This window comes from Achromobacter sp. HNDS-1 (assembly GCF_040084795.1).
GTDB lineage: Bacteria > Pseudomonadota > Gammaproteobacteria > Burkholderiales > Burkholderiaceae_B > Achromobacter > Achromobacter ruhlandii.
The window spans coordinates 2,113,948-2,133,111 of the sequence record NZ_CP157584.1 but is presented as its reverse complement, the minus strand read 5'-3'; the positions used below and the strand labels follow the sequence as shown (position 1 = coordinate 2,133,111).

Sequence of the window (19,164 nt, the reverse complement as noted above, 5' to 3'; positions counted from 1 at the left end):
TCAGGCCGCGTCGTGGAAGATCACGCCAAGCGTGTGGCGCCGCCCGTCGCGCAGCGCGCTGACGCCGTGGCGCATGGCCACGCGGCGCCAGCCGCGCGCGCCGGCCACCGGGCGTTGGTTGACGGTGAAGATCAGCGCGTCGCCCTGGCTCAGCGGCAACACCTCGGCCCGCTGGCCGGCGCTATCGGTTTCGGTCATGACGAATTCGCCGCCGGTGAAGTCCTCGCCCGGACGCGACAGCAGCACCGCCACCTGCAACGGGAAGACGTGCTCGCCGTACAGGTCCTGGTGCAGGCAGTTGTAGTCGCCGGGCCCGTATTGCAGGATCAGCGGCGTCGGCCGGCGCTGGCCGGCCTGGTGGCAGCGCGCCAGGAAGGCGGCGTGCCCGGCCGGATACTCGACCGCGATGCCCATCTGCCGGTTCCAGCGGTTGGCGATCGGCGCCAGCCGCGGGTACAGCGCGGTGCGCAGGTTGTGCAGCAGGCGCGGCAGCGGATAGGCGAAGTATTTGTATTCGCCGCGGCCGAAGCCATGGCGGCTCATGACGATGCGGCTGCGGTAGCGATGCTCGTCCGCGTAGCCGGCCGCCAGCGCCTGGCACTGCGCGGGCGTGAGCAGGCCGGCGGCCACGGCGTGGCCGCGCGCGTCCAGGTCGGCGGCGATGCGGGTCCAGTCCAGGGTGTCGAGCTTGCTCATGGGAACGGCGGGGCAACGGAAGTCGGCGGACATCCAGTCTACCGCCGTCCCTGTCCGGCGCGAACTCCGTTGCTTGCGGTCACGCTACAGCAGCGATTCGATTGGCAGCAGCGACACGAACCAGACCGAAAAGCGCTGCCAGGCGGTGGTGCCCGGTTCGGTGTCGTGGCGGATGCTCTGGCCATCGCGCTGCTCCAGCCAGTACAGCGCGCCCTTGTCGTCCAGGCAGACGCGGTAGGCGGTGCGCGCAATGTCCTCGTCGAAGGCCTTGGCGATGTGGCGCGCCAGCGTCGGGCTGTCGATGACAAAGCCCAGTTCGGTATTCAGGCGCGCCGAACGCGGATCGAAATTGAACGAACCGACGAACACGCTGCGTCCGTCCACCGCGAAGGTCTTGGCATGCAGGCTCGATCCCGAGCTGCCGAACGGTCCCAGGCTCTTGTTGCGCTCGACCTCGCCCGGCTGCCGCTTCATCTCGAACAGCTCGACGCCGGCGGCCAGCAGGTCGCGGCGGCGCGAGGCGTAGCCGGAATGCACCACGGCCACGTCGGTGGCCTCCAGCGCGTTGGTCAGCACCCGCACCTTGACCCCGCGTTGCGCCATGGCCGCGAAGGCCTCGGTGCCGCTGGCGGTGGGCACGAAGTAGGGCGAGACCAGTTCGACGTCGGTGGTGGGCGTGCCGATGATGTCTTGCAGCTGGTGCGACAGCATGGCTTCGGGCGGGGCGGTGCCAAGGGTCTTGCGCGGATCGTCGCTGACCATGCGGGTCGGCGCCCATTCCAGCGCCAGCTCGCCGCGCAGCAACTGCTGGATGAAGGGCAGCTGGCGCATGGCCTCGGCGTAGGCGGCGGCCTCGGGCGAGCGTTCCAGCGTGGTGGCCGTGCGCGCCAGCGCCGCCAGTTCGTCGGGGCCGGCCGGCTTGAGCAGCCGGTCCACCGGATAGGCCGATTCGCTGGCCCAATAGCGGTCGAAGTCGTTCGACACGTCCTGCACCGCGTCGCCCACGGCCAGCACGTCGAGGTCGGTGAACAGCACGCCGTCGGTGGCGCCGAAGTATTCGTCGCCGATATTGCGCCCGCCGACGATGGTGGCCTGGTTGTCGGCGGTGAACGACTTGTTGTGCATGCGCCGGTTCAGGCGGCGGAAGTCGGTCAGGTAGCCGATGAACTTGGGCCAGCGCACCACGAATGGGTTGTACAGGCGCACCTCGATGTTCGGGTGCGCATCCAGCGCCGCGAGCACCTTGTCCAGCCCGGCGGTGCCGTTGTCGTCCAGCAGCAGCCGCACCCGCACGCCACGATCGGCGGCCGCGTGCAGCGCTTCCAGCAGCAGCGTGCCGGTCAGGTCGTCGTGCCAGATGTAGTACTGCACGTCCAGGCTGCGCTGCGCGGCGCGCGCCAGCATCATGCGCGCGGCGAAGGCGTCGTGGGCGTCGGCCAGCGGATGGATGCCGGATTTACCCGGGTGTTGCGCGGCCAGCGGCGCGATGGCGCGGCCCAGCGCGGTGTCGCGGGCGGCGTCGGGCGCCAGCGCCTGCGAGGCGCTGCGTGATTCCAGGGGCGGCAGGCTGCAGCCCGTCAGGATGCCCAGGCAGAGGACGGTCATGGAGACGAATCGGGCTGTGTGCATACGCCGTATTGTGCCGAATTGTCGCCGTGCCCGGGAGGCGGCGCCGGACGCGGGGCAAGCCCGCCATTGATGAAGTTTCAGATATGGGATAAATTCCCGAATATGGAAAACGCAACCGCTCCCGATGCCGACCTGGACCAGCGCCTGGCCGGCCGCCTCAAGACCCTGCGCCTCGAGCGCGGCTGGTCGCTGGATGAACTGGCCGGCCGTGCCGGCGTCAGCCGCGCCACCTTGTCGCGCCTGGAAAACGCCGAGGTCAGTCCCACCGCCAGCGCGCTGGGAAAACTCTGCGGCGCCTATGGCATGACCATGTCGCGCCTGATGCGCATGGTCGAAGACGACTTCAACCCGTTGGTGCCGAGCGCGGCGCAGGCGCTGTGGGTCGATGGCGCCACCGGCTTCCGGCGCCGCTCGGTATCGCCGCCGTCGCAGAAGCTGGCCGGCGAGGTCCTGGCCTGCGAGTTGCCTCCCGCCACCCACATCGACTATCCGCAGTCACCGCGGGCCGGCCTGGAACACCACCTGGTCATGCTGGAAGGCGAACTGTCGATCCGCGTCGACGGCCAATCCCACACCCTCGCGCCCGGCGACTGCCTGCGCTACCAGCTCTACGGCGCCAGCGCCTTCGACACCCCGCCGCACAGCGGCGCCCGTTACCTGTTGTTCATCGTCTGAGTCCATCATGTCCACCGATACCCTTGCATTGAACCGCGTTACCGCGGATGAAGCCCACGCGTTGCTGCCCGGCCTGGGCGAACTGCTGCATGCCTGCGTGCAGGATGGCGCCAGCGTCAGTTTCGTGCTGCCCTTCGGCCCCGAGGCGGCGCGGGCATTCTGGCTTGACAAGGTGCTGCCGCCGCTCGAAAGCGGTGGATTGGTGCTGCTGGTGGCGATGGAGGCGGGGCGCGTGGCCGGCTCGGTGCAGCTGGACTGCGATACGCCGCCCAATCAACCGCACCGCGCCGAGATCCGCAAGTTGCTGGTGCATCCGGATTTCCGCCGCCGCGGCATCGCCCGCGCGCTGATGCAGGCGGCGGAGGCCGCCGCCGTCGAGGCCGGCCGCAGCCTGATCACGCTGGACACGCGCACTGGCGACAACGCCGAGCCGCTGTACACCTCGCTGGGGTATCACACGGTGGGCGTGATCCCGGGATTCGCCCGCGATGCGCGCGATCCGTCGCGGCTGGACGGCACCACCATCATGTACAAACCGCTGTAGAACGCCCGGCGGGCGCCGGGCGCAAAGGGCCGCTCAGGCCAGCGGCTTGAGGCCCACGCTGTAGGGCGGGGCATTGCCGCGCGCGGCGGCTTTGATCTTCAGCATCGAACCGCCCGGCGTGAATTCGAATTCCTGGAACGGCACTTCGAACCACTGGTGAAAGCTGGTGCGCGAGAACTCCGGCACCCATACCTTGGGCCGCTTGGCGTCGCAGTGGAATTCCACCAGCGTGCGGTCGATGCCCAGCGGCCGGGTGTTGCCGATGCGGTAGCTGGCGCGCAGTTCGGCGCTTTCGGTGCGGCCGGGCTGCCAGGCCAGGCCGATGGACATCATGAATTGTTCGATCGCCTCAATGCCGCGATACATAGCTGACTCCGAATGCTGCCCCGCGCCGGCGCCGGCGGGAAACCGCCGCCCGAAAGGCGGGAAATAGCCGGATTATCCGCCATTCCCCGTTTTCCTGCCCGGCGGCGTCGGGCCGTGTCAGCCTCGCGCCGGTGGATTGGCGACGAAATTCAGGATGGCTGCGGCCACCGCCTGCGGCGCCTCGCGCTGCGGGAAATGGCCCACGCCATCGAGCACCCGGCGTTCGTAGCCGCCGCTGAAATAGTGCGACTTGCCTTCGGATGTGGCGGGCTGGTTGCAGGTGTCGGCGCCGCCGTGCAGCACCAGGGTCGGCACCGCCAGCCTTGGCGCCGGCGTCAGCCGCGCGCCATCCTGCGCGTACGCGGGATCGCCCGGCTCGAAGCCCCAGCGGTGGCGATAGGAATGCAACACCACGGCGGCCCAGTCGGGGTTGTCGAAGGCCTGCGCGGCCTCGGCGAATTCCTCCTCGGTATACCAGCCGGCCGGCGACCAGGTGTCCCACAGATAGCGGGTGAAGCCGCGCGCATCCTCGCGCACGGCAGCGGCGCCGCGCGGCGTGGCCATGAACCAGTGGTACCAGTAGTTGCGCGCCTGCGGCAGCGGCAGAACCTGCGCGGGATCGTTGGTGCCGTAGCCGATCGACAGCAGCACCAGTTGCGCGGCCGCGCCGGTGGCCAGGCCGCAGGCGTTGGCGGCGGCGCGCGCGCCCCAGTCATGGCCCGCCAGCAGCGGTTGTTCGAGGCCGAGGGCATCGATGAAATCCAGCAGGTCGCGGCCCAGCGCCGCCAGTTCGCCGCTGCGTGGCGTGGCCCGGTCCAGAAAACGGGTCGGGCCGAAGCCGCGCAGCGCCGGACACAACACGCGATAGCCTTCGGCGGCCAGCCGCTGCGCCACCGGGCGCCAGCCGGCCGGGCTGTCGGGCCAGCCATGCAGCAGCACGGCGCTGCGGGCGGCGCCGGGATTCCATTCGAGATAGGCGATTTCCAGCCTGGGGGTGCGGATCGTGCGGTAAGGGGTCATGGTGGCTTGTCCTGCCGATAGCGGAAGGCCCACGATAGCGGCGCGAGAAATCATGATTAGTGAATAATGTGCGTTTATTATCAAAGAATCGTGTATTGAGGCCGACCCCATGGATACCCCCGCGTCCCCCGCTGGCGCCGTGCTGGACCTGACCCTGCTGCGCACCTTTCTCGAAGTCGTGGACCACGGCGGTTTCGCGCTGGCGGCGGACGCGCTGGCGCTGACGCCGTCCGCGGTCAGCGGCCACATCAAGCGCCTCGAATCGGTCGCTGGCGTCGTCCTGCTCGAACGCACCACGCGCAGCTTCGAACTGACCGCCGCCGGCGAGACGCTCTACGCCTATGCGCGCAATATCGTCGAACTCGAACGCGAGGCCCGCGCCCGCCTGAGCGGGGCAGGCCTGAAGGGACGTTTGCGCGTCGGCGCATCGGAAGACTTCGCCGGCGCCTGGCTGGCCGAGGTGTTGCAGGCATTCCATCGCGCGCACCCGGGAGCGTCCATCGAGCTGAAAGTGGGTGTGACGGGGGACCTGCTGCGCCAGCAGGCGCGCGGCAAGCTCGACGTGGTGTTCGGCAAGCAGTGCTCGCTGGTGCGGGATGAAGGCGAACTGCTTTGGGAAGAAGAGCTGGTGTGGGCCTGGGGCGAAGACAAGGCCTGGATGCCGGGCGAGCGCGTGCCGCTGGCGGTGTTTCCCGAGCCCTGCGTCTACCGCGAAGCCGCCATTACGGCGCTGGGCAAGGCGCGGCGCGCGTGGTCGCCAGCGTTCGAAAGCGGCAGCATGGCCGGCTGCCTGGCGGCCGCGCAGGCGGGGTTCGCGGTGGCGCCGGTGGCGCGCAGCCAGCTGCGCCCGGGGCTGCGGGCGCTGTCGCGCGAGGACGGCTTGCCGGCGCTGCCGAATGCGCGCTTCTATGCCTTCGCGCGCTCGGCCGAAGCCGCCGTGCGGGCGCTGGTGGCGACGGTGCGGCAGACGGGCCAGCGACGCCGTTTCGCGCGTTGAGCCAAGGCCTTGCGTTGCCTCAATCGCCTTGATTGAGTAAACCAAATGGACGCCCGCCGCCGTGCCCCGCAATATGAGCCCCATGTCTTATATAAGACCGACGCAGCCGCCGCCGGTCTGGGCATTCGACTCAAAGGAATCATCATGGCGAATCTTCTCCTTGCATTGGTCACCGCCGAACTCTCTCTCTTCGGCGTCGACGCCGCCGCGCCGGTCACGCAACCGGTGGCGGATGCCGAGCCCGCCGGCAGCGCGCCGAGCTTCGACAGCGAGCACTACCGCAGCGCGCTGGGCTGATCCCGCCGCAGGCCGCCCCGGGGCGGGGCGCCGCGGCTGCCCCCGTCCCCCCCGGCCTTCGGACAACGGCAAACCCGTAGAAATAGGCAGGTTTCACGCAAGAACGAGCCTGTGCGCGTCGATGCGCGATGCTTAATATCCCTCTCACGCTTGGGGTCGATGTGTTCCGCGTGAATCCGTGGGCGCCAGCGGGCCGCCGGCGTGTTGCCGGCCGCCGCAAGCAGAGGGAGATCGCATGAGCACCGAAAAAATCTGGTTTGTGACAGGCGCCGCCGGCGGCCTGGGCCTGGCGCTGGTCAGGATGCTGCTCGACCAGGGTCACAAGGTCGCGGCCACGTCGCGCGATGTCGATGCATTGCTGGACGCGGTGGGCGCCAAGCTCGAAGGCCGCTTCCTGCCCCTGGAAGTGAATCTGGCCGACGAAGGCAGCGTGCGCCGCGCGATCGACACCACCGTGGCGGCGTTCGGTCGCATCGACGTGGTCGTCAACAACGCCGGGCATGGCCTGGCGGGCGCGCTGGAAACGCTGTCGGACGCCGAGCTGCGCGACAGCTTCGACATCAACGTCTTCGGCGTGCTGAATGTGGTGCGCGCGGTGATGCCGCGCCTGCGCGCGCAGCGCGCCGGCCACGTGTTCAACATCTCGTCGATCCTGGGTTTCGATGGCGGCAGCGCCGGCTGGGGCGCCTACAGCGGCGCCAAGTTCGCGGTCAGCGGGCTGAGCGAAACCTTGGCCCTGGAGGCCGCGCCGCATGGCGTGCGCGTGTCGCTGGTCTATCCCGGCGCGATGCGCGCGCCGGCGGACGGCGCGCGCCCCGAGGCGGGCGCGGGCCACGCCGCGTCCGGAGACCCGGCCAAGGCGGCGCGCGCGCTGATCCAGGCGGCGGACGCGCAATACGCGCCGCTGCATCTGTTCCTGGGCCGCGACGCCTTCGACCAGGCGCGCGCCAAGATCCAGTCGGTGCAGCAGGAACTGGCGCGCTGGCGCGAGATGTCGGTGTCGATCGGCTTCGTCGACGAACGGCGCCTGGCGGCCTGACCCCGCGCGGGCGCCTACCCGGCCAGGCCTTGCGCCACCTGGTAGGCGCCCAGCAGCGCCAGGCTGACCATGAAGCATTGCTTGAACGCGCGCGCCGACAGCCGGCCGCGCAACCATTGCCCCAGTGCCATCCCGGCCAGCGCCGGCGGCAGCATCAGCGCCGAGGCGCCGGCCGCGCCCGGGGAATAGCTGCCGTTCAGCCATAGCCCCGCCGCCAGGGCCACGTTGGACACCGTGAACGAGATGCCCATCGCCTGGATCAGGCCGTCCTTGCCGAGGTTCAGGGCCTGCAGGTATGGCACGGCGGGAATCACGAAAACCCCCGTCGCCGCGGTGATGAGGCCGGTCGCCATGCCCATCAACGCGCCCAGCGCGCCCTCGTGGCGCGCCGGCACCGCCGGCGGCATGCCGAACAGGCCCCAGCCCGCATAGGCCACCAGCGCGATGCCCAGGCAGACACTGGCCCAATGGCCGGCGGGCGCGCCGAACCACGCCGCGCCGGCCAGGGTGCCCACGCACACGCCCGCCTGCAGCGTGGCGATGCGGCGCAACACCCGCATCAGCGTCGGCCATGGCCGCGCCTGCCACAGATTGGTGATGAGCGACGGCACGATCAGCAGCGCGGCGGCCTGCGCCGGCGCCATGACCAAGGCCAGCATGGCCATGGAAATGGTGGGCAGGCCCAACCCCACCACGCCCTTCACCACGCCCGCCAGCACGAAGACCGCGGCGGTCGCGGCCAGCAGCGCGGGCGTGCCCGCGCCCAGCAGGTCGTTGGCGCTCATGCGGCCTCGCAGTGCGCGGTGAGCGCGTCGCGTGGCCGGCCGAACAGGGCATAGGCGACGTCGTCGCCCGCGCCCTGGGCGGCCGCGCGCAGCAACCACAGGCGGCCTTCGCAAAGATCGGCGGACTGGCCGGCCCCATACAGGGCCGGGCCGCCGAGCAGCGCGATGCCGAGCATGCGTTGCGCCGGCGCATGGCCTGCGCGCGCCGCCGCCCGCAGCCAGGCCAGCATGGCGGGATAATCGCCCTGGGTCTGGGCCTCCAGCGCCAGCGCGTATTGCTGTACCGGCGTGGCGTAGGCCGACAGGACGCCGTTGGCTTCGGCAAGGCCTGAGGAATGCAGCGCCAGCGCCGCCACTAACGCCGCGCACCAGGCCGCGGCCCGGCGGCCGCCAAGGGAATTTTTCATGGGAATACCCCGCTTTCGATGGGTGGATGCGGGCATTCTGCGCCCGGGGCGGCGCCTGTCCCTATCGGGATCTGGCATAGGCGGCCTATGGAGCAGCCTGAGGCTGGCGTGCTACGCTTTTCGTCATGCGCTTCGACCTGACCGATCTGCGGCTTTTCCTCAATGTGCAGGAGACCGGCTCCATCACCGCCGGCGCGCGGCGTACGCACATGACGCTGGCGTCGGCCAGCGAGCGCATCCGCGGCATGGAGGAAACGCTGGGCGTGCCGCTGCTGCTGCGCGAACACCGGGGCGTGCAGGCCACGCCGGCGGGCCGCACGCTGGCGCATCACGCGCGCCTGGTCCTGGCGCAGATGGACCGCATGCGCGGCGAACTGGATCATTACGGCCAGGGGCTCAGGGGCCACGTGCGCGTGCTGTGCAACACCACCGCGCTAAGCGAATACCTGCCGGCGGTGCTGGGCGACTTCCTCAAGGATCACCCGCGCGTGTCGGTCGACCTCGAAGAACGTCTCAGCTACGAAATCGCCGATGCCCTGCGCGCCGGCACCTGCGACATCGGCGTGCTGGCCGATTCGACCGACCTGCATGGCCTGCACGTGCGGCGTTTTCGCCATGATCCGCTGGCGCTGGTGGTGCCGCCGGACCATCCCCTGGCGGGGCGCCAGACCGCGCTGCTGGCCGACGTGGCGGACGAGGAATTCGTCGGCCTGGTGGAAGGCAGCGCACTGCAGGAGCACATCGCGCATCATGCGCGCCGCAGTGGCAAGGTGCTGTCGTACCGCGTGCGCCTGCGCAGCTTCGACGCGGTCTGCCGCCTGGTGGGACAGGGGGTGGGCATCGCCATCATGCCGCGGGTCGCCGCCGTGCGCCATGGCCGCGCCGCCGGCGTGCGGCGGGTGGCGCTGGTGGATGACTGGGCGGTGCGCGACCTGGTGCTGTGCGTGCGCGGCGAGCTGCCGGCCTATGCCCAGCAACTGGTGGCCTACGCGTTGCGCGATGCGCCCCGCGCCCGAGGGCGGGCCGAGCCCGTTCCCGGTAAGGACAGGGGCTAGCTGGCGCGGCTCAACGCCCCGCCAGGCGCGACTCGCGCAAGTGGCCGCGTTCGAACCAGGACCCCGACGCCACGGCGGCCAGGATCACCAGGCCGTACAGGACCATGGCCAGCGCGGCGACCGCGAAGAACCAGGCCAGCGAACCGGTCAGGCGCAGCACCGCGCCGCCCGCGCCGATGGCGGTGGCCAGGCGCAGGACGCCGGCCCACAGCGGCCATTTCAAGCGCCCCGCGCCCTGCGAGGCGAAGTACATCGAGAAGCCCAGCGCGAAAAAGCCGTACACCGGCCCGACGATGCGCAGATAGGCGGCGCCCGCTTCCAGCATGTGATCCTCGGCGCCGAACAGGCGCAGCCAGGCTTCGGGAAACAGCGCGGCCGCCAGGCCGATGACCTCGGCCAGCGCGAACGCCATGGCGCCGCCGGTCAGCGCGATGCGCAGCGCCCGTTCGGGCTGGCCGGCGCCGATGTTGGCGCCGACCATCGCCACCATCGGCGCGCCGAGCCCGAACGCCAGCGGGATCATCAGGTATTCCAGCCGCACCGCGATGCCGTAGCCGGCCACCGCGGCGGTGCCGGCGTAGGCGCCCACCAGCGCCACCGTCAACGCCACCAGGCCGTTGGTCAGCAAGGGATTGAGCGTGGCCAGCGCGCCGACCCGCAGGATGCTGCGCATCAGGCTCAGGTGCAGACGGCTGCGGGTCAGGCGCGCGGCATTGCGTCCGCTCAGGCAATAGCCGCCCAGCAGCAGCGTGCCTGCCGCGTAGTAACAGACCAGCGCCCAGCCGCCGCCCGCCACGCCCAGCGCCGGGAACGGGCCCCAGCCGAAGATCAGGCAGGGCGACAGCGGCACCAGCAATAGCGCGCCGCCGCAGATCACCGCGCCCGGCACCAGCATGTTGCCGGTGCCGCGGATGACGCTGGCGAAGGCGTTCATCAGCCACATCAGCACGATGCCGCCGAAGATGACATTGGAATAGGCCAGCGCCGCGTCCAGCGTCGCGCCGTCGGCGCCCAGGGCGCGATACAGCCGTGGACCGCAGGCCAGCAGCAGCACGCAGAACGCCAGGCCCAGCGCGGCGTTCAGGACCACCGCGTGCAGCACCAGCTGGTCGGCCTCCTGCTGCCGTCCCGCGCCCAGCGCGCGCGCCACCGCCGCCGAGATGCCGCCGCCCATCGCGCCCTGTGACATGTTCTGCATCAGCATCAGCACCGGCACCACCAGCGCCACCCCGGCCAGCACCGGCGTGCCCAGGCGCGCCAGGAACCAGGTTTCGATCAGGCCGGTGGCGGACTGCGCCAGCATCATCAGGATATTGGGCCACGCCAGCCGCGCCAGCGTGGGCGCGATCGGCGCGTGCAGCATCGCCTGCAGGCGCGCGTTGGCGGGGCGGGGCGTGGCGGCGGCGCGGGTGGCTGACATGGTCGGGGAAGCCAGAGGGAAGGGTGCGGAAAATTTACGTGCATATGCCAATAAATGTCAAGAATGCGCTAGACTCCGCTCTGGCGCGGCAGTAGCGTTATGAACTTGCCGTGCTCCCTGAACCCATCATGTCCGACGCCGATTCCTCCGCCATCCCCCCGGACCCGCTGATCTGCAACGGCGCTGCCTTGCGCAAGGCCACCCGGCGCGTCTCGCAGCTCTACGACACCGTGCTCGCGCCCTGCGGGCTGAAGGTGTCGCAGCATTCGATCCTGGTGCACATCGCGCGCGCCGGCACGCCGTCCATGACCGACCTGGCGCGCGCCATGGTGCTGGACCGTTCCGCCCTGGCGCACAACCTCAAGCCGCTCGAGCGCGACGGCTACGTGCGCATGGCGCGCGATGAGCGCGATGGCCGCAGCCGCCGCGTGGCCCTGACCGATGCCGGCCGCGCCAAGCTGGCCGAGTCCAAGCGCCTGTGGAAAGACGCACAGCGCCGCTTCGAGGCGGCCTATGGCGCCGAGCGCGCCGCCGCCTTGCGGCAGTCGCTGGCGGATATCTTCTCCGACGATTTCGCGCTGGCGTTCAGCCGCGGTTGAGCGCCGGCGCCCCGGGGGCGTCCGCGTTCCGCCCGCGACGCCCTGGGCTCAATCCCTGGCCACCTCGAAGTCCGGCGCCCGCGCCGTCAGCAGCGCGTGCCGCGCCGGGGCCTGCCACACTTCGGCCAGGGCCGCGCGCAGCGCCTCGGTCAGCCGCGCGATGTCGCGCGCGGCGTCGGCATGCAAGGCCTCGGCCACGATCAGCACCTCGCGCGTGCCGTCGTGCACCGCCGACAGGCCGCTCTGGCGATTGGTCCAGCGGCGCGCGTGCGCGCGGCCCTCGGGATCGGCATAGATGACTTCCCCCGGCTCGGGATGCTCGGTATCGCCGCCGAACGTGAGATAGCGCTCGGTGCCGTCGGCGTGGCGCACTTCCAGCGCCGATCCCAGGCGCTGCGCGTCCAGCGCCGCGACGGGAATCGCGTAGGCCATGGAGGCCGCATTGCACAGTTCGACCAGCGGATGCAGCGGCGGCATCGCCCCCTCCTTGCGCAAACGACGCAGCAGGGCCTCCGAAGCGCAGCGGTATTGCGTGGGCTTGACGCCCATGCTGGCGAACGCGCGGCGCCAGGCCTGGATCTCCGGCAGGTCGGATTCGCTGGCGTTGTCCAGGCGCAGGCGCGCCTGCCGCAGGAACGGCTCGGCCTGGGCGTCGACCCGCGCCTGCCGATGAATACCGCGCACATGCAGGGCCCCGACGGCCAGCTGGGGATAATCGCGCCAGATGGCGCTCGCGTGACGAAACAGCATGGCTTACCTCGTAATGGAGGCCGGTTTGCGGGTCCGGCCCAGGATCAGGACGGCGCCCAGCACGCAGGCCATGCCCGCCAGTTGGTGGCGCGACAGCGATTCATCCAGCAGCAGGGCCGCCAGCAGCACGGCCGAGACCGGCGCGATGGCGGTGAACAGGGCGGCTTCCGTGCCGGCAACACGCTGCGCGCCGGCGTACCACAGCACGAAGCCGGCCACGGTCGGCACCAGCGCGTAATAGGCTACCGCCAGCAGCGCCTCGGTGGAAAGCGCCAGCGTCCACGGCGCCTCCATCAGGCTGGCCGGCAGGCACACGGCCAGGCCCAGCGCGCACATCGCCGTCGATAGCGCCAGGGGCGGCAGCGGCACGCGCAGCCGCTTCTGCAGCAGGATGAACAATCCCTCGCACACCACCGCGCCCAGCACCAGCGCATTGCCGATCCACGAGCCGGCGCCCGGCGCCGCGGGGCCGGGCGTCATCAGCCATACGCCCGCCGCCGCCGTGGCGATGGCCAGCAGCGTGGCCTTGCCCGGCCGCTCGCCCAGCAGCGCGATGGCGATGGCGGCCGACACCAGCGGCAGGGTGCCCAGGATCACGCCGCCATCCACCGCCGAGGTCCGCCCAAGTCCGGCGATCAGCAGCGTGGTGTAGCCCACGCTGCCGGCGATGGCCTGCGCCGCCAGCAGCAGCCAGTCGCGACCGTCCAGGCGCGGCAAGCGCGTGCCGGTCAGCCACCCCAGCAGCGCGAAGCAGGGTAGCGCCAGCGCGAAACGCAGCGCGGTGGCGGTAAAGGGCGGCAGCCCCGCCGCGATGATCTTGCTGGCGACGACGGTGCTGCCCACCAGCGCCATGGCGGCGGCCAGGCAGGCATACCCTTGGGTTCGGTTCATGGAAAACGGCCGGAATCAGGACAAGGCCGCAGCGTAGGCGCGGGCGGCGCCCGGCGTCTTGAACGAAATTGCGGCGGATCAGCCGATCGTGCCGTCAGCGCGTGGCGGCCTGGGCGTAGCGGCCGGGCGACACGCCATAGGCGCGCGAGAACAGCCGCGTCATGTGGCTCTGGTCGGCAAAGCCGGCGGCCGCGGCGGCGTCGGCCAGCGCCATGCCCTGGCGCAGCAGGCGGCGCGCCAGCAGCAGGCGGCGCTGCATCTGGTACGCATGCGGCGTCATGCCGGTGGCGCGGCTGAAGGCGCGCAGCACCTGGAAACGGCTCAGGCCGCTGGCCCCGGCCAGATCGGCCAGCGACAGCGCGGCGGCGGGCGCGTCGTCGATCAGGCCGAGCGCGTGGCGGATGCCGGCGGGCACGCCGGGCCGAGGCGGGGGCGCCGCCTGGCGGCGGGCGCGCGCCAATACCCGCAGCAACAGCGTGTCGCGCGCCAGCGGTTCGCCGCCGGCAATCGCCAGCGCGTACAGCGACAGCAGGTCGGCCGCCAGCACGGGCGCGTCCATCACCGGATGTTCGAACTCGAAGCTGGCGCCGCCCGGCAGCGCCTCGGCACTGTCGGCCACCACCGCCGCATCCAGGTACAGCATCTGCCAGGCGCGCTCGCCGCCGACCGGGGCGCCGTCATGCACTTCGCCGGGATTGACGGTGATCACCTGGCCCGGCCCCGCCTCGACCTGGCCGCGGCCGCTGTGCGACAGTTGCCCGCCCTGGCGCATCACGCCGATGCCGAACTGTTCGTGCGTGTGACGCGCAAACGTCCGCGCGCTGCGCGCGGCCACCGCCTGCACCCCGGGCAGGGCGCTGCGATGCATGACGAACGGGTTGGCGCGCATGGGCGGGCTCCGTGGTGTGCCGAAACGGGCGCGGGCGGCCTCAGGCCCGGCCGTGGCGGCTGAATACGTCGCGCAAGGCCGCCGCGAACAGGGCGTCGACATTGCGCCGCAAGCCGTCGGCGCGGGTGAACAGCGAAATCGGCGGCAAGGTCCAGTCGAAAGAATACGGCACGATCGCCGCGCCGGCGATACGCACCAGCTCGTCGGCGATGTCGGCCGGCAGGATCGACACGGCGCGGTCGCTGGCCACGATCATCTCGCCGATCAGTTTGGATGAATCGCTCTGCACCGAGGGCGTCGGCGGCGCCAGGCCGGCGCGCAGGAAGATGTCGGCCACCTGCTCGCGGATCGGGCTGTCCGGCGTGCCCAGGATCCAGTCCAGGTCGGCCAGCATGTTCCACTCCAGCCGCGCGCGGCCCAGCCGCGCCGCCAGGCGGCGGCTGGCGATCAGGCGCGGCGGCTGGTGATACAGCACTTCGAAGTCGATCTGGCCCAGGTCCACCGACGGCGTGGCCCAGCCCACCACCACGTCCAGCGTGTGGTCGCGCAACTGGCGCAGCAGGGCCGGCCCCTGGCCCTCATGGATGGTGGCGGTGATGCCGCGTCCTTGGGGCATGGTGCGGGCGATGGCGGCCGACAGCAATTGGCCCGAGACGAACGGGATCACGCCGATGTGCAGGTGGGCGGCCTGGCCGGCGGCCACGGCCTCCATTTCCTGCACCAGGTGGCCCAGGTCGTGCACCAGCGCGCGGGCCCGCGCCAGCACCACGGCGCCCAGGGGGGTGGGGGTCATGCCGCGCACGGAGCGTTCGAACAGCGGCACGTCGAACATGCTTTCCAGTTCGGCCAGCGCATTGGTCACGGCTGGCTGGCTGGTGGCCATGTGCTCGGCCACCCGGGTCAGGGAGCCGTGCTGCTCGATCTGCAGCAGCAGCATCAGATGCCGCATCTTGAGCCGCGAGGTCAGTTTCCGGAGCACCTCGTCCGGCGAAAACGGTGTCATAGACAAGGCATAAGAAAAAGGTGATGTGACAATATTAAATCCGAATGAACACCTTATGCCTGCCGCCCTAGAATTTTTCCTGTTCAAGACTAGGAGGCGCCGCCCCATGAATTCGCAAGCAGACCGCCAGGCCGCTCTGGATTACCACGAGTTTCCCACCCCGGGAAAGATCTCCGTCGTGGCGTCCAAGCCGCTCACCAACCAGCGTGACCTGGCCCTGGCGTACTCGCCCGGCGTGGCGGCGGCCTGCGAAGAAATCGTGACGGATCCGGCCAATGTGTTCCGCTACACCGGCCGCGGCAATCTGGTGGGCGTGATCTCCAACGGCACCGCGGTGCTGGGCCTGGGCAACATCGGCGCGCTGGCCTCCAAGCCGGTGATGGAAGGCAAGGCGGTGCTGTTCAAGAAGTTCGCCGGCCTGGACGTATTCGACATCGAGATCAACGAAACCGATCCGGACAAGCTGGTCGAGATCATCGCCGGCCTGGAGCCGACCTTCGGCGGCATCAACCTCGAAGACATCAAGGCGCCCGAGTGCTTCACGGTCGAGCGCAAGCTGCGCGAGCGCATGAAGATCCCCGTCTTCCATGACGACCAGCACGGCACCGCCATCACCGTTTCCGCCGCCTTCATCAACGGCCTGAAGGTCGTGGGCAAGCAGATCGACAAGGTCAAGGTCGTCACGTCCGGCGCCGGCGCCGCCGCGCTGGCTTGTCTGGACCTGATGGTGGACCTGGGCCTGCCGCTGGAAAACATCTGGGTCACCGACATCGAGGGCGTGGTGTACGAGGGCCGCACCGTGCTGATGGATCCGGACAAGGCACGCTTCACGCAGAAGACCGACGCCCGCAAGCTGGCCGAAGTGATCGAGGGCGCGGACGTGTTCCTGGGCCTGTCGGCCGGCGGCGTGCTCAAGCCCGAGATGGTGGCCAAGATGGGCCCGCGCCCGCTGATCCTGGCGCTGGCCAACCCCACCCCGGAAATCCTGCCGGAAGTGGCGCACGGCGTGCGCGACGACGTCGTCATGGCAACCGGCCGTTCGGACTACCCGAACCAGGTCAACAACGTGCTGTGCTTCCCGTACATCTTCCGCGGCGCGCTGGATGTGGGCGCCACCACCATCACGCGTGAAATGGAAAAGGCGGCGGTCTACGCCATCGCCGAACTGGCCGAGGAAGAGCAGAACGAAGTGGTGGCCGCCGCCTACGGCACCTACGACATTTCGTTCGGCCCCGAGTACCTGATTCCCAAGCCGTTCGATCCGCGCCTGATCGTGCGCATCGCCCCGGCGGTGGCCAAGGCCGCCATGGAAGGCGGCGTGGCCACGCGCCCGCTGGCCGACCTGGAAGCCTACGAAGAGCAGCTGCAGCAGTTCGTCTACCACTCCGGCGCGTTCATGAAGCCGCTGTTCTCGGCGGCCAAGCGTATCGTGCGCAACGGCGGCAAGTCGCGCATCGTCTTCACCGAGGGCGAGGACGAACGCGTGCTGCGCGCGGTGCAGGTCATCGTCGACGAAGGCGTGGCGCGCCCGATCCTGGTGGGCCGTCCCGCCGTGCTGCTGTCGCGCATCGAGAAGTTCGGCCTGCGCCTGCGCCTGGGCGAGGATGTCGAAGTCACCAACCCGGAATACGACGAGCGCTTCCACCAGTACTGGACCACCTACTGGGAACTGATGTGCCGCCGCGGCATCACCAAGGAAATGGCGCGCGTGGAAATGCGCCGCCGCCTGACCCTGATCGGCGCGATGATGGTGCACCTGGGCGATGCCGACGGCATGGTCTGCGGCACGGTCGGCGCCTATCACGATCACCTGCGCTTCATCGACGAAGTGATCGGTCGCCGCCCGGGCGCCAACGTCTACGCCGCCATGAACATCCTGCTGCTCAACGAGCGCACGGTGGTGCTGGTGGACACGCACGTCAACGATGAGCCGACGGCCGAGCAGATCGCCGAGTTCACCATCGCCGCCGCCCGCGAAGTGGGCCGCATGTTCCTGGCGCCCAAGGTGGCGCTGCTGTCGCGCTCGAATTTCGGTTCGGGCAGCTCGGCCTCGGGCGCCAAGATGCGCCGCGCGCTGGAACTGGTGCGCGAAGCCGCGCCGGAACTGGAGATCGACGGCGAGATGCATGGCGACTGCGCGCTGGATGAAGCCCTGCGCCTGCGGATCCTGCCGTCCTCGACGCTCAAGGGCGAGGCCAACCTGCTGGTGTGCCCGAACGTGGACGCCGGCAACATCGCCTACAACCTGCTCAAGACGGCGGCCGGCGGCAACGTGGCGGTCGGCCCGATCCTGCTGGGCGCCAACGCGCCGGTGCACATCCTGACCTCCAGCTCGACCGTGCGCCGCATCATCAACATGACGGCCCTGACGGTGCTGGACGCCAACCGCGTCGAAGGCTGATCGCCACGCGCTCGCGCCCGGCCGCAAGGTAAAACGCCCGCGTCATCGCATGATGACGCGGGCGTTTTTTTATTGGCGGACCGCGTCGGGATGACGGGGCCCCTGGATGGGCCGCCCCAGCCGAAGGCGCTGCGCGATGAAAGGGCTCTTGGCGCCGGCAAAGCCGGCCCCGGACTTAGTTGGCGCTGGCCTTCCAGGTGCCGTCGGGTTGCTTGCAGAACCAGAACTTCCAGGTTTCGGTGGTGCTGGTGCGCGCGAAATCGCCTTCCAGCAGGCGGCAGGTACGGTCGCCCGACGTGCTGGTCTGCAGCGGCGTGATCTTGGCCGTGATCGGCGCGGCCTTGCGCTTGGGCGTGCTGGACCAGTTGACGCTCTGGCCGTCGGCGGCGTTGTTCAGCGCTTCGGCCACCGCTTGGTGGAAGGCCGGCTTGTCCGCCTTGGAAATCTGGGTGATGAGGGCATTGTTCAGCATGACGGCGGGCGCCGCCAGGACCGGTCCGGACGTGACGCCGGCGGCGAGTGCGAAAGCGATGAGACGGATGGTTTTCATTGCGGGCTCCCTCGTTGTTGTCAAGGCTGCGTGGGCAACCTATTGATGGCTAGATGCGATGGTACGCGAAGCGCCCGCGTCTTGTCTCGGACCGTTTCCGCCCCGCGCCGGTCGGCTTGCGCGGACGCAAAAAAAGCCGCCCGGCAGGGGCGGCCAAGGTACAACAAGGGGAGGGGTAAATCGTCAGGCCGTGCTCAGTTGACGCGGTGGTAGGCGCCCGAGAACGGCAGGTCGTTGGGTTCGACGTTCGAGACCTGGCCGGCGGCCTTGGCGGTGGCCAGTTCGGCCTGCACTTGCGCGCGCGTCACGCCGGATTGGGGGGCGCCATACACACCCTGGAACGGCATGTCGTTGGGCTCGACATTCGAGACCTGGCCGGCGGCCTTGGCGGCGGCCAGCTCGGCTTGTACCTGGGCGCGGCTCGGGCCTTCATACGGGGTGCCGTAAACGCCTTGGAAAGGCACGTTGTTCGGTTCGATGTTCTGTCCGGCGTAGGCGCCGGCGCTCAGGGCGGCCAGGGACAGCAGCAGGGCAGAGGCAAGGGTCTTTTTCATGGTGAATCTCCGATTTCAGAAGCCTGGGAGCGAATCCGGCGGCCCATCCGTCGTGGTTCGTTGTTGTTTCCCGATGGCTCCATAGTGCGCCGGATATCACTAGGGATAAACCCGTATATCTGTAAAAGATTTTTCCATAAATGGAAGGAATAAGTAATTTCGAGCAATTAATCGCCATTAATGGCAGCGATAGCCGGCGCAGCGCCTTGCTGGGGAGCGGCGTGGAGCAGAGGAAATGGCACGGCCGTCGTGGCGATGCCACGCAGCCGGCAACAGGCGGCAGGCGATCCGGGCAGGCCGGGCCAGCTGTGGCGGGTGGTGGGGGGCAGACGGGAGCGACCGGGCGCCCTGGAGCGGCCGGGGTCAGTAGTGCGGCGGCAGTTCGTCGCGCAGGCTGCGGAACGGCGCCGCGCCCTCGGGCGCCTGCTGGCGCAGGTCGGCCACTTCGCGTTGCAGGCGGTCGATCTGCTGCTGCTGGCGCACGATGATCTGGTTCAGCTGTTCCAGCAGGTCGTCTGCGAAACTGGCCTTGACTTCCAGGTCCAGCAGCCGGCGTTCGATGTCTTGCGGATTTTCCATGGCGCTATTAGAACCCAT

General features: G+C 69.8%; 22 protein-coding genes. 8 read left to right on the top strand and 14 right to left on the bottom strand.

Annotated elements, in window-relative coordinates:
- Together ABFG95_RS09875 and ABFG95_RS09870 are read right to left on the bottom strand one after the other, a co-directional pair.
- Window positions 1-696 carry a 2OG-Fe(II) oxygenase gene (locus ABFG95_RS09875; RefSeq protein ID WP_049075805.1) on the bottom strand — a complete coding sequence of 232 codons (696 nt, stop codon included), beginning with the start codon at window positions 694-696 and terminating at the stop codon, window positions 1-3.
- 84 nt (window positions 697-780) lie between these two features.
- A complete protein-coding gene (locus tag ABFG95_RS09870) occupies window positions 781-2,325 on the bottom strand; it encodes a phospholipase D family protein (RefSeq protein ID WP_139122131.1) in 1,545 nt (514 codons plus the stop codon).
- 102 nt (window positions 2,326-2,427) lie between these two features.
- On the opposite strand from ABFG95_RS09870, the gene ABFG95_RS09865 reads away from it, so the two are divergent.
- Together ABFG95_RS09865 and ABFG95_RS09860 are read left to right on the top strand one after the other, a co-directional pair.
- Entirely contained in the window at window positions 2,428-3,000 is a 573-nt protein-coding gene (locus ABFG95_RS09865; RefSeq protein ID WP_063569141.1) for an XRE family transcriptional regulator, read from the top strand.
- 7 nt (window positions 3,001-3,007) lie between these two features.
- A complete protein-coding gene (locus ABFG95_RS09860) occupies window positions 3,008-3,544 on the top strand; it encodes a GNAT family N-acetyltransferase (RefSeq protein ID WP_049075800.1) in 537 nt (178 codons plus the stop codon).
- Between the two features lie 33 nt (window positions 3,545-3,577).
- Here the strand turns inward: ABFG95_RS09860 and ABFG95_RS09855 are convergent, their stop codons facing one another.
- A complete protein-coding gene (locus tag ABFG95_RS09855; RefSeq protein ID WP_049075799.1) occupies window positions 3,578-3,910 on the bottom strand; it encodes a hypothetical protein in 333 nt (110 codons plus the stop codon).
- A gap of 117 nt (window positions 3,911-4,027) precedes the next feature.
- Window positions 4,028-4,930 carry an alpha/beta hydrolase gene (locus ABFG95_RS09850; protein WP_175145026.1) on the bottom strand — a complete coding sequence of 301 codons (903 nt, stop codon included), beginning with the start codon at window positions 4,928-4,930 and terminating at the stop codon, window positions 4,028-4,030.
- Window positions 4,931-5,039: 109 nt separating this feature from the next.
- Here ABFG95_RS09850 and ABFG95_RS09845 point away from each other — a divergent pair, with 109 nt between their 5' ends.
- The 3 genes from ABFG95_RS09845 to ABFG95_RS09835 all read left to right on the top strand — a co-directional run bounded on the left by ABFG95_RS09845 (window position 5,040) and on the right by ABFG95_RS09835 (window position 7,263).
- Window positions 5,040-5,927: a LysR substrate-binding domain-containing protein gene (locus ABFG95_RS09845; protein WP_049075797.1), complete on the top strand. Its 888-nt coding sequence runs from the start codon at window positions 5,040-5,042 to the stop codon at window positions 5,925-5,927.
- 144 nt (window positions 5,928-6,071) lie between these two features.
- Complete coding sequence (locus tag ABFG95_RS09840) at window positions 6,072-6,224, top strand: hypothetical protein (protein ID WP_167352798.1); 153 nt, start codon at window positions 6,072-6,074, stop codon at window positions 6,222-6,224.
- A gap of 235 nt (window positions 6,225-6,459) precedes the next feature.
- Window positions 6,460-7,263 (top strand): SDR family NAD(P)-dependent oxidoreductase, encoded by an 804-nt coding sequence (locus ABFG95_RS09835; protein ID WP_054415342.1) that lies wholly within the window; start codon window positions 6,460-6,462, stop codon window positions 7,261-7,263.
- A gap of 14 nt (window positions 7,264-7,277) precedes the next feature.
- On the opposite strand, the gene ABFG95_RS09830 is transcribed toward ABFG95_RS09835, so the two are convergent.
- A complete protein-coding gene (locus tag ABFG95_RS09830) occupies window positions 7,278-8,048 on the bottom strand; it encodes a sulfite exporter TauE/SafE family protein (RefSeq protein WP_348995795.1) in 771 nt (256 codons plus the stop codon).
- Window positions 8,045-8,455: a hypothetical protein gene (locus ABFG95_RS09825; RefSeq protein ID WP_082707216.1), complete on the bottom strand. Its 411-nt coding sequence runs from the start codon at window positions 8,453-8,455 to the stop codon at window positions 8,045-8,047. Before ABFG95_RS09825 ends, ABFG95_RS09830 begins: the two co-directional genes overlap by 4 nt.
- A 125-nt stretch (window positions 8,456-8,580) precedes the next feature.
- On the opposite strand from ABFG95_RS09825, the gene ABFG95_RS09820 reads away from it, so the two are divergent.
- Window positions 8,581-9,510 (top strand): LysR family transcriptional regulator, encoded by a 930-nt coding sequence (locus ABFG95_RS09820; RefSeq protein ID WP_278990560.1) that lies wholly within the window; start codon window positions 8,581-8,583, stop codon window positions 9,508-9,510.
- 10 nt (window positions 9,511-9,520) lie between these two features.
- On the opposite strand, the gene ABFG95_RS09815 is transcribed toward ABFG95_RS09820, so the two are convergent.
- Window positions 9,521-10,873: an MATE family efflux transporter gene (locus ABFG95_RS09815; protein WP_054415493.1), complete on the bottom strand. Its 1,353-nt coding sequence runs from the start codon at window positions 10,871-10,873 to the stop codon at window positions 9,521-9,523.
- 185 nt (window positions 10,874-11,058) lie between these two features.
- Here ABFG95_RS09815 and ABFG95_RS09810 point away from each other — a divergent pair, with 185 nt between their 5' ends.
- Window positions 11,059-11,529 carry a MarR family transcriptional regulator gene (locus ABFG95_RS09810; protein WP_049075790.1) on the top strand — a complete coding sequence of 157 codons (471 nt, stop codon included), beginning with the start codon at window positions 11,059-11,061 and terminating at the stop codon, window positions 11,527-11,529.
- A gap of 48 nt (window positions 11,530-11,577) precedes the next feature.
- Here the strand turns inward: ABFG95_RS09810 and ABFG95_RS09805 are convergent, their stop codons facing one another.
- The 4 genes from ABFG95_RS09805 to ABFG95_RS09790 all read right to left on the bottom strand — a co-directional run bounded on the left by ABFG95_RS09805 (window position 11,578) and on the right by ABFG95_RS09790 (window position 15,062).
- On the bottom strand, window positions 11,578-12,279 hold the full coding sequence (locus ABFG95_RS09805) for a phenylalanine--tRNA ligase beta subunit-related protein (protein WP_278990561.1): 702 nt from the start codon (window positions 12,277-12,279) through the stop codon (window positions 11,578-11,580).
- Between the two features lie 3 nt (window positions 12,280-12,282).
- Window positions 12,283-13,170 carry a DMT family transporter gene (locus ABFG95_RS09800; protein WP_348995794.1) on the bottom strand — a complete coding sequence of 296 codons (888 nt, stop codon included), beginning with the start codon at window positions 13,168-13,170 and terminating at the stop codon, window positions 12,283-12,285.
- A gap of 94 nt (window positions 13,171-13,264) precedes the next feature.
- Entirely contained in the window at window positions 13,265-14,059 is a 795-nt protein-coding gene (locus ABFG95_RS09795) for a helix-turn-helix domain-containing protein (protein WP_348995793.1), read from the bottom strand.
- Window positions 14,060-14,099: 40 nt separating this feature from the next.
- Window positions 14,100-15,062: a LysR substrate-binding domain-containing protein gene (locus ABFG95_RS09790; protein ID WP_054415354.1), complete on the bottom strand. Its 963-nt coding sequence runs from the start codon at window positions 15,060-15,062 to the stop codon at window positions 14,100-14,102.
- Between the two features lie 106 nt (window positions 15,063-15,168).
- On the opposite strand from ABFG95_RS09790, the gene ABFG95_RS09785 reads away from it, so the two are divergent.
- Window positions 15,169-17,463, top strand: coding sequence for an NADP-dependent malic enzyme (locus tag ABFG95_RS09785; RefSeq protein WP_054415356.1), 2,295 nt, complete (start codon window positions 15,169-15,171; stop codon window positions 17,461-17,463).
- A 175-nt stretch (window positions 17,464-17,638) separates the two neighbouring features.
- Here the strand turns inward: ABFG95_RS09785 and ABFG95_RS09780 are convergent, their stop codons facing one another.
- The 3 genes from ABFG95_RS09780 to ABFG95_RS09770 all read right to left on the bottom strand — a co-directional run bounded on the left by ABFG95_RS09780 (window position 17,639) and on the right by ABFG95_RS09770 (window position 19,146).
- Complete coding sequence (locus ABFG95_RS09780; protein ID WP_175145037.1) at window positions 17,639-18,013, bottom strand: hypothetical protein; 375 nt, start codon at window positions 18,011-18,013, stop codon at window positions 17,639-17,641.
- A 194-nt stretch (window positions 18,014-18,207) separates the two neighbouring features.
- Window positions 18,208-18,567 (bottom strand): DUF4148 domain-containing protein, encoded by a 360-nt coding sequence (locus ABFG95_RS09775; protein WP_175145039.1) that lies wholly within the window; start codon window positions 18,565-18,567, stop codon window positions 18,208-18,210.
- Window positions 18,568-18,930: 363 nt separating this feature from the next.
- Window positions 18,931-19,146, bottom strand: a complete 216-nt coding sequence (locus tag ABFG95_RS09770; protein ID WP_049075772.1) for a SlyX family protein — start codon at window positions 19,144-19,146, stop codon at window positions 18,931-18,933.
- Window positions 19,147-19,164 lie beyond the last annotated feature (18 nt).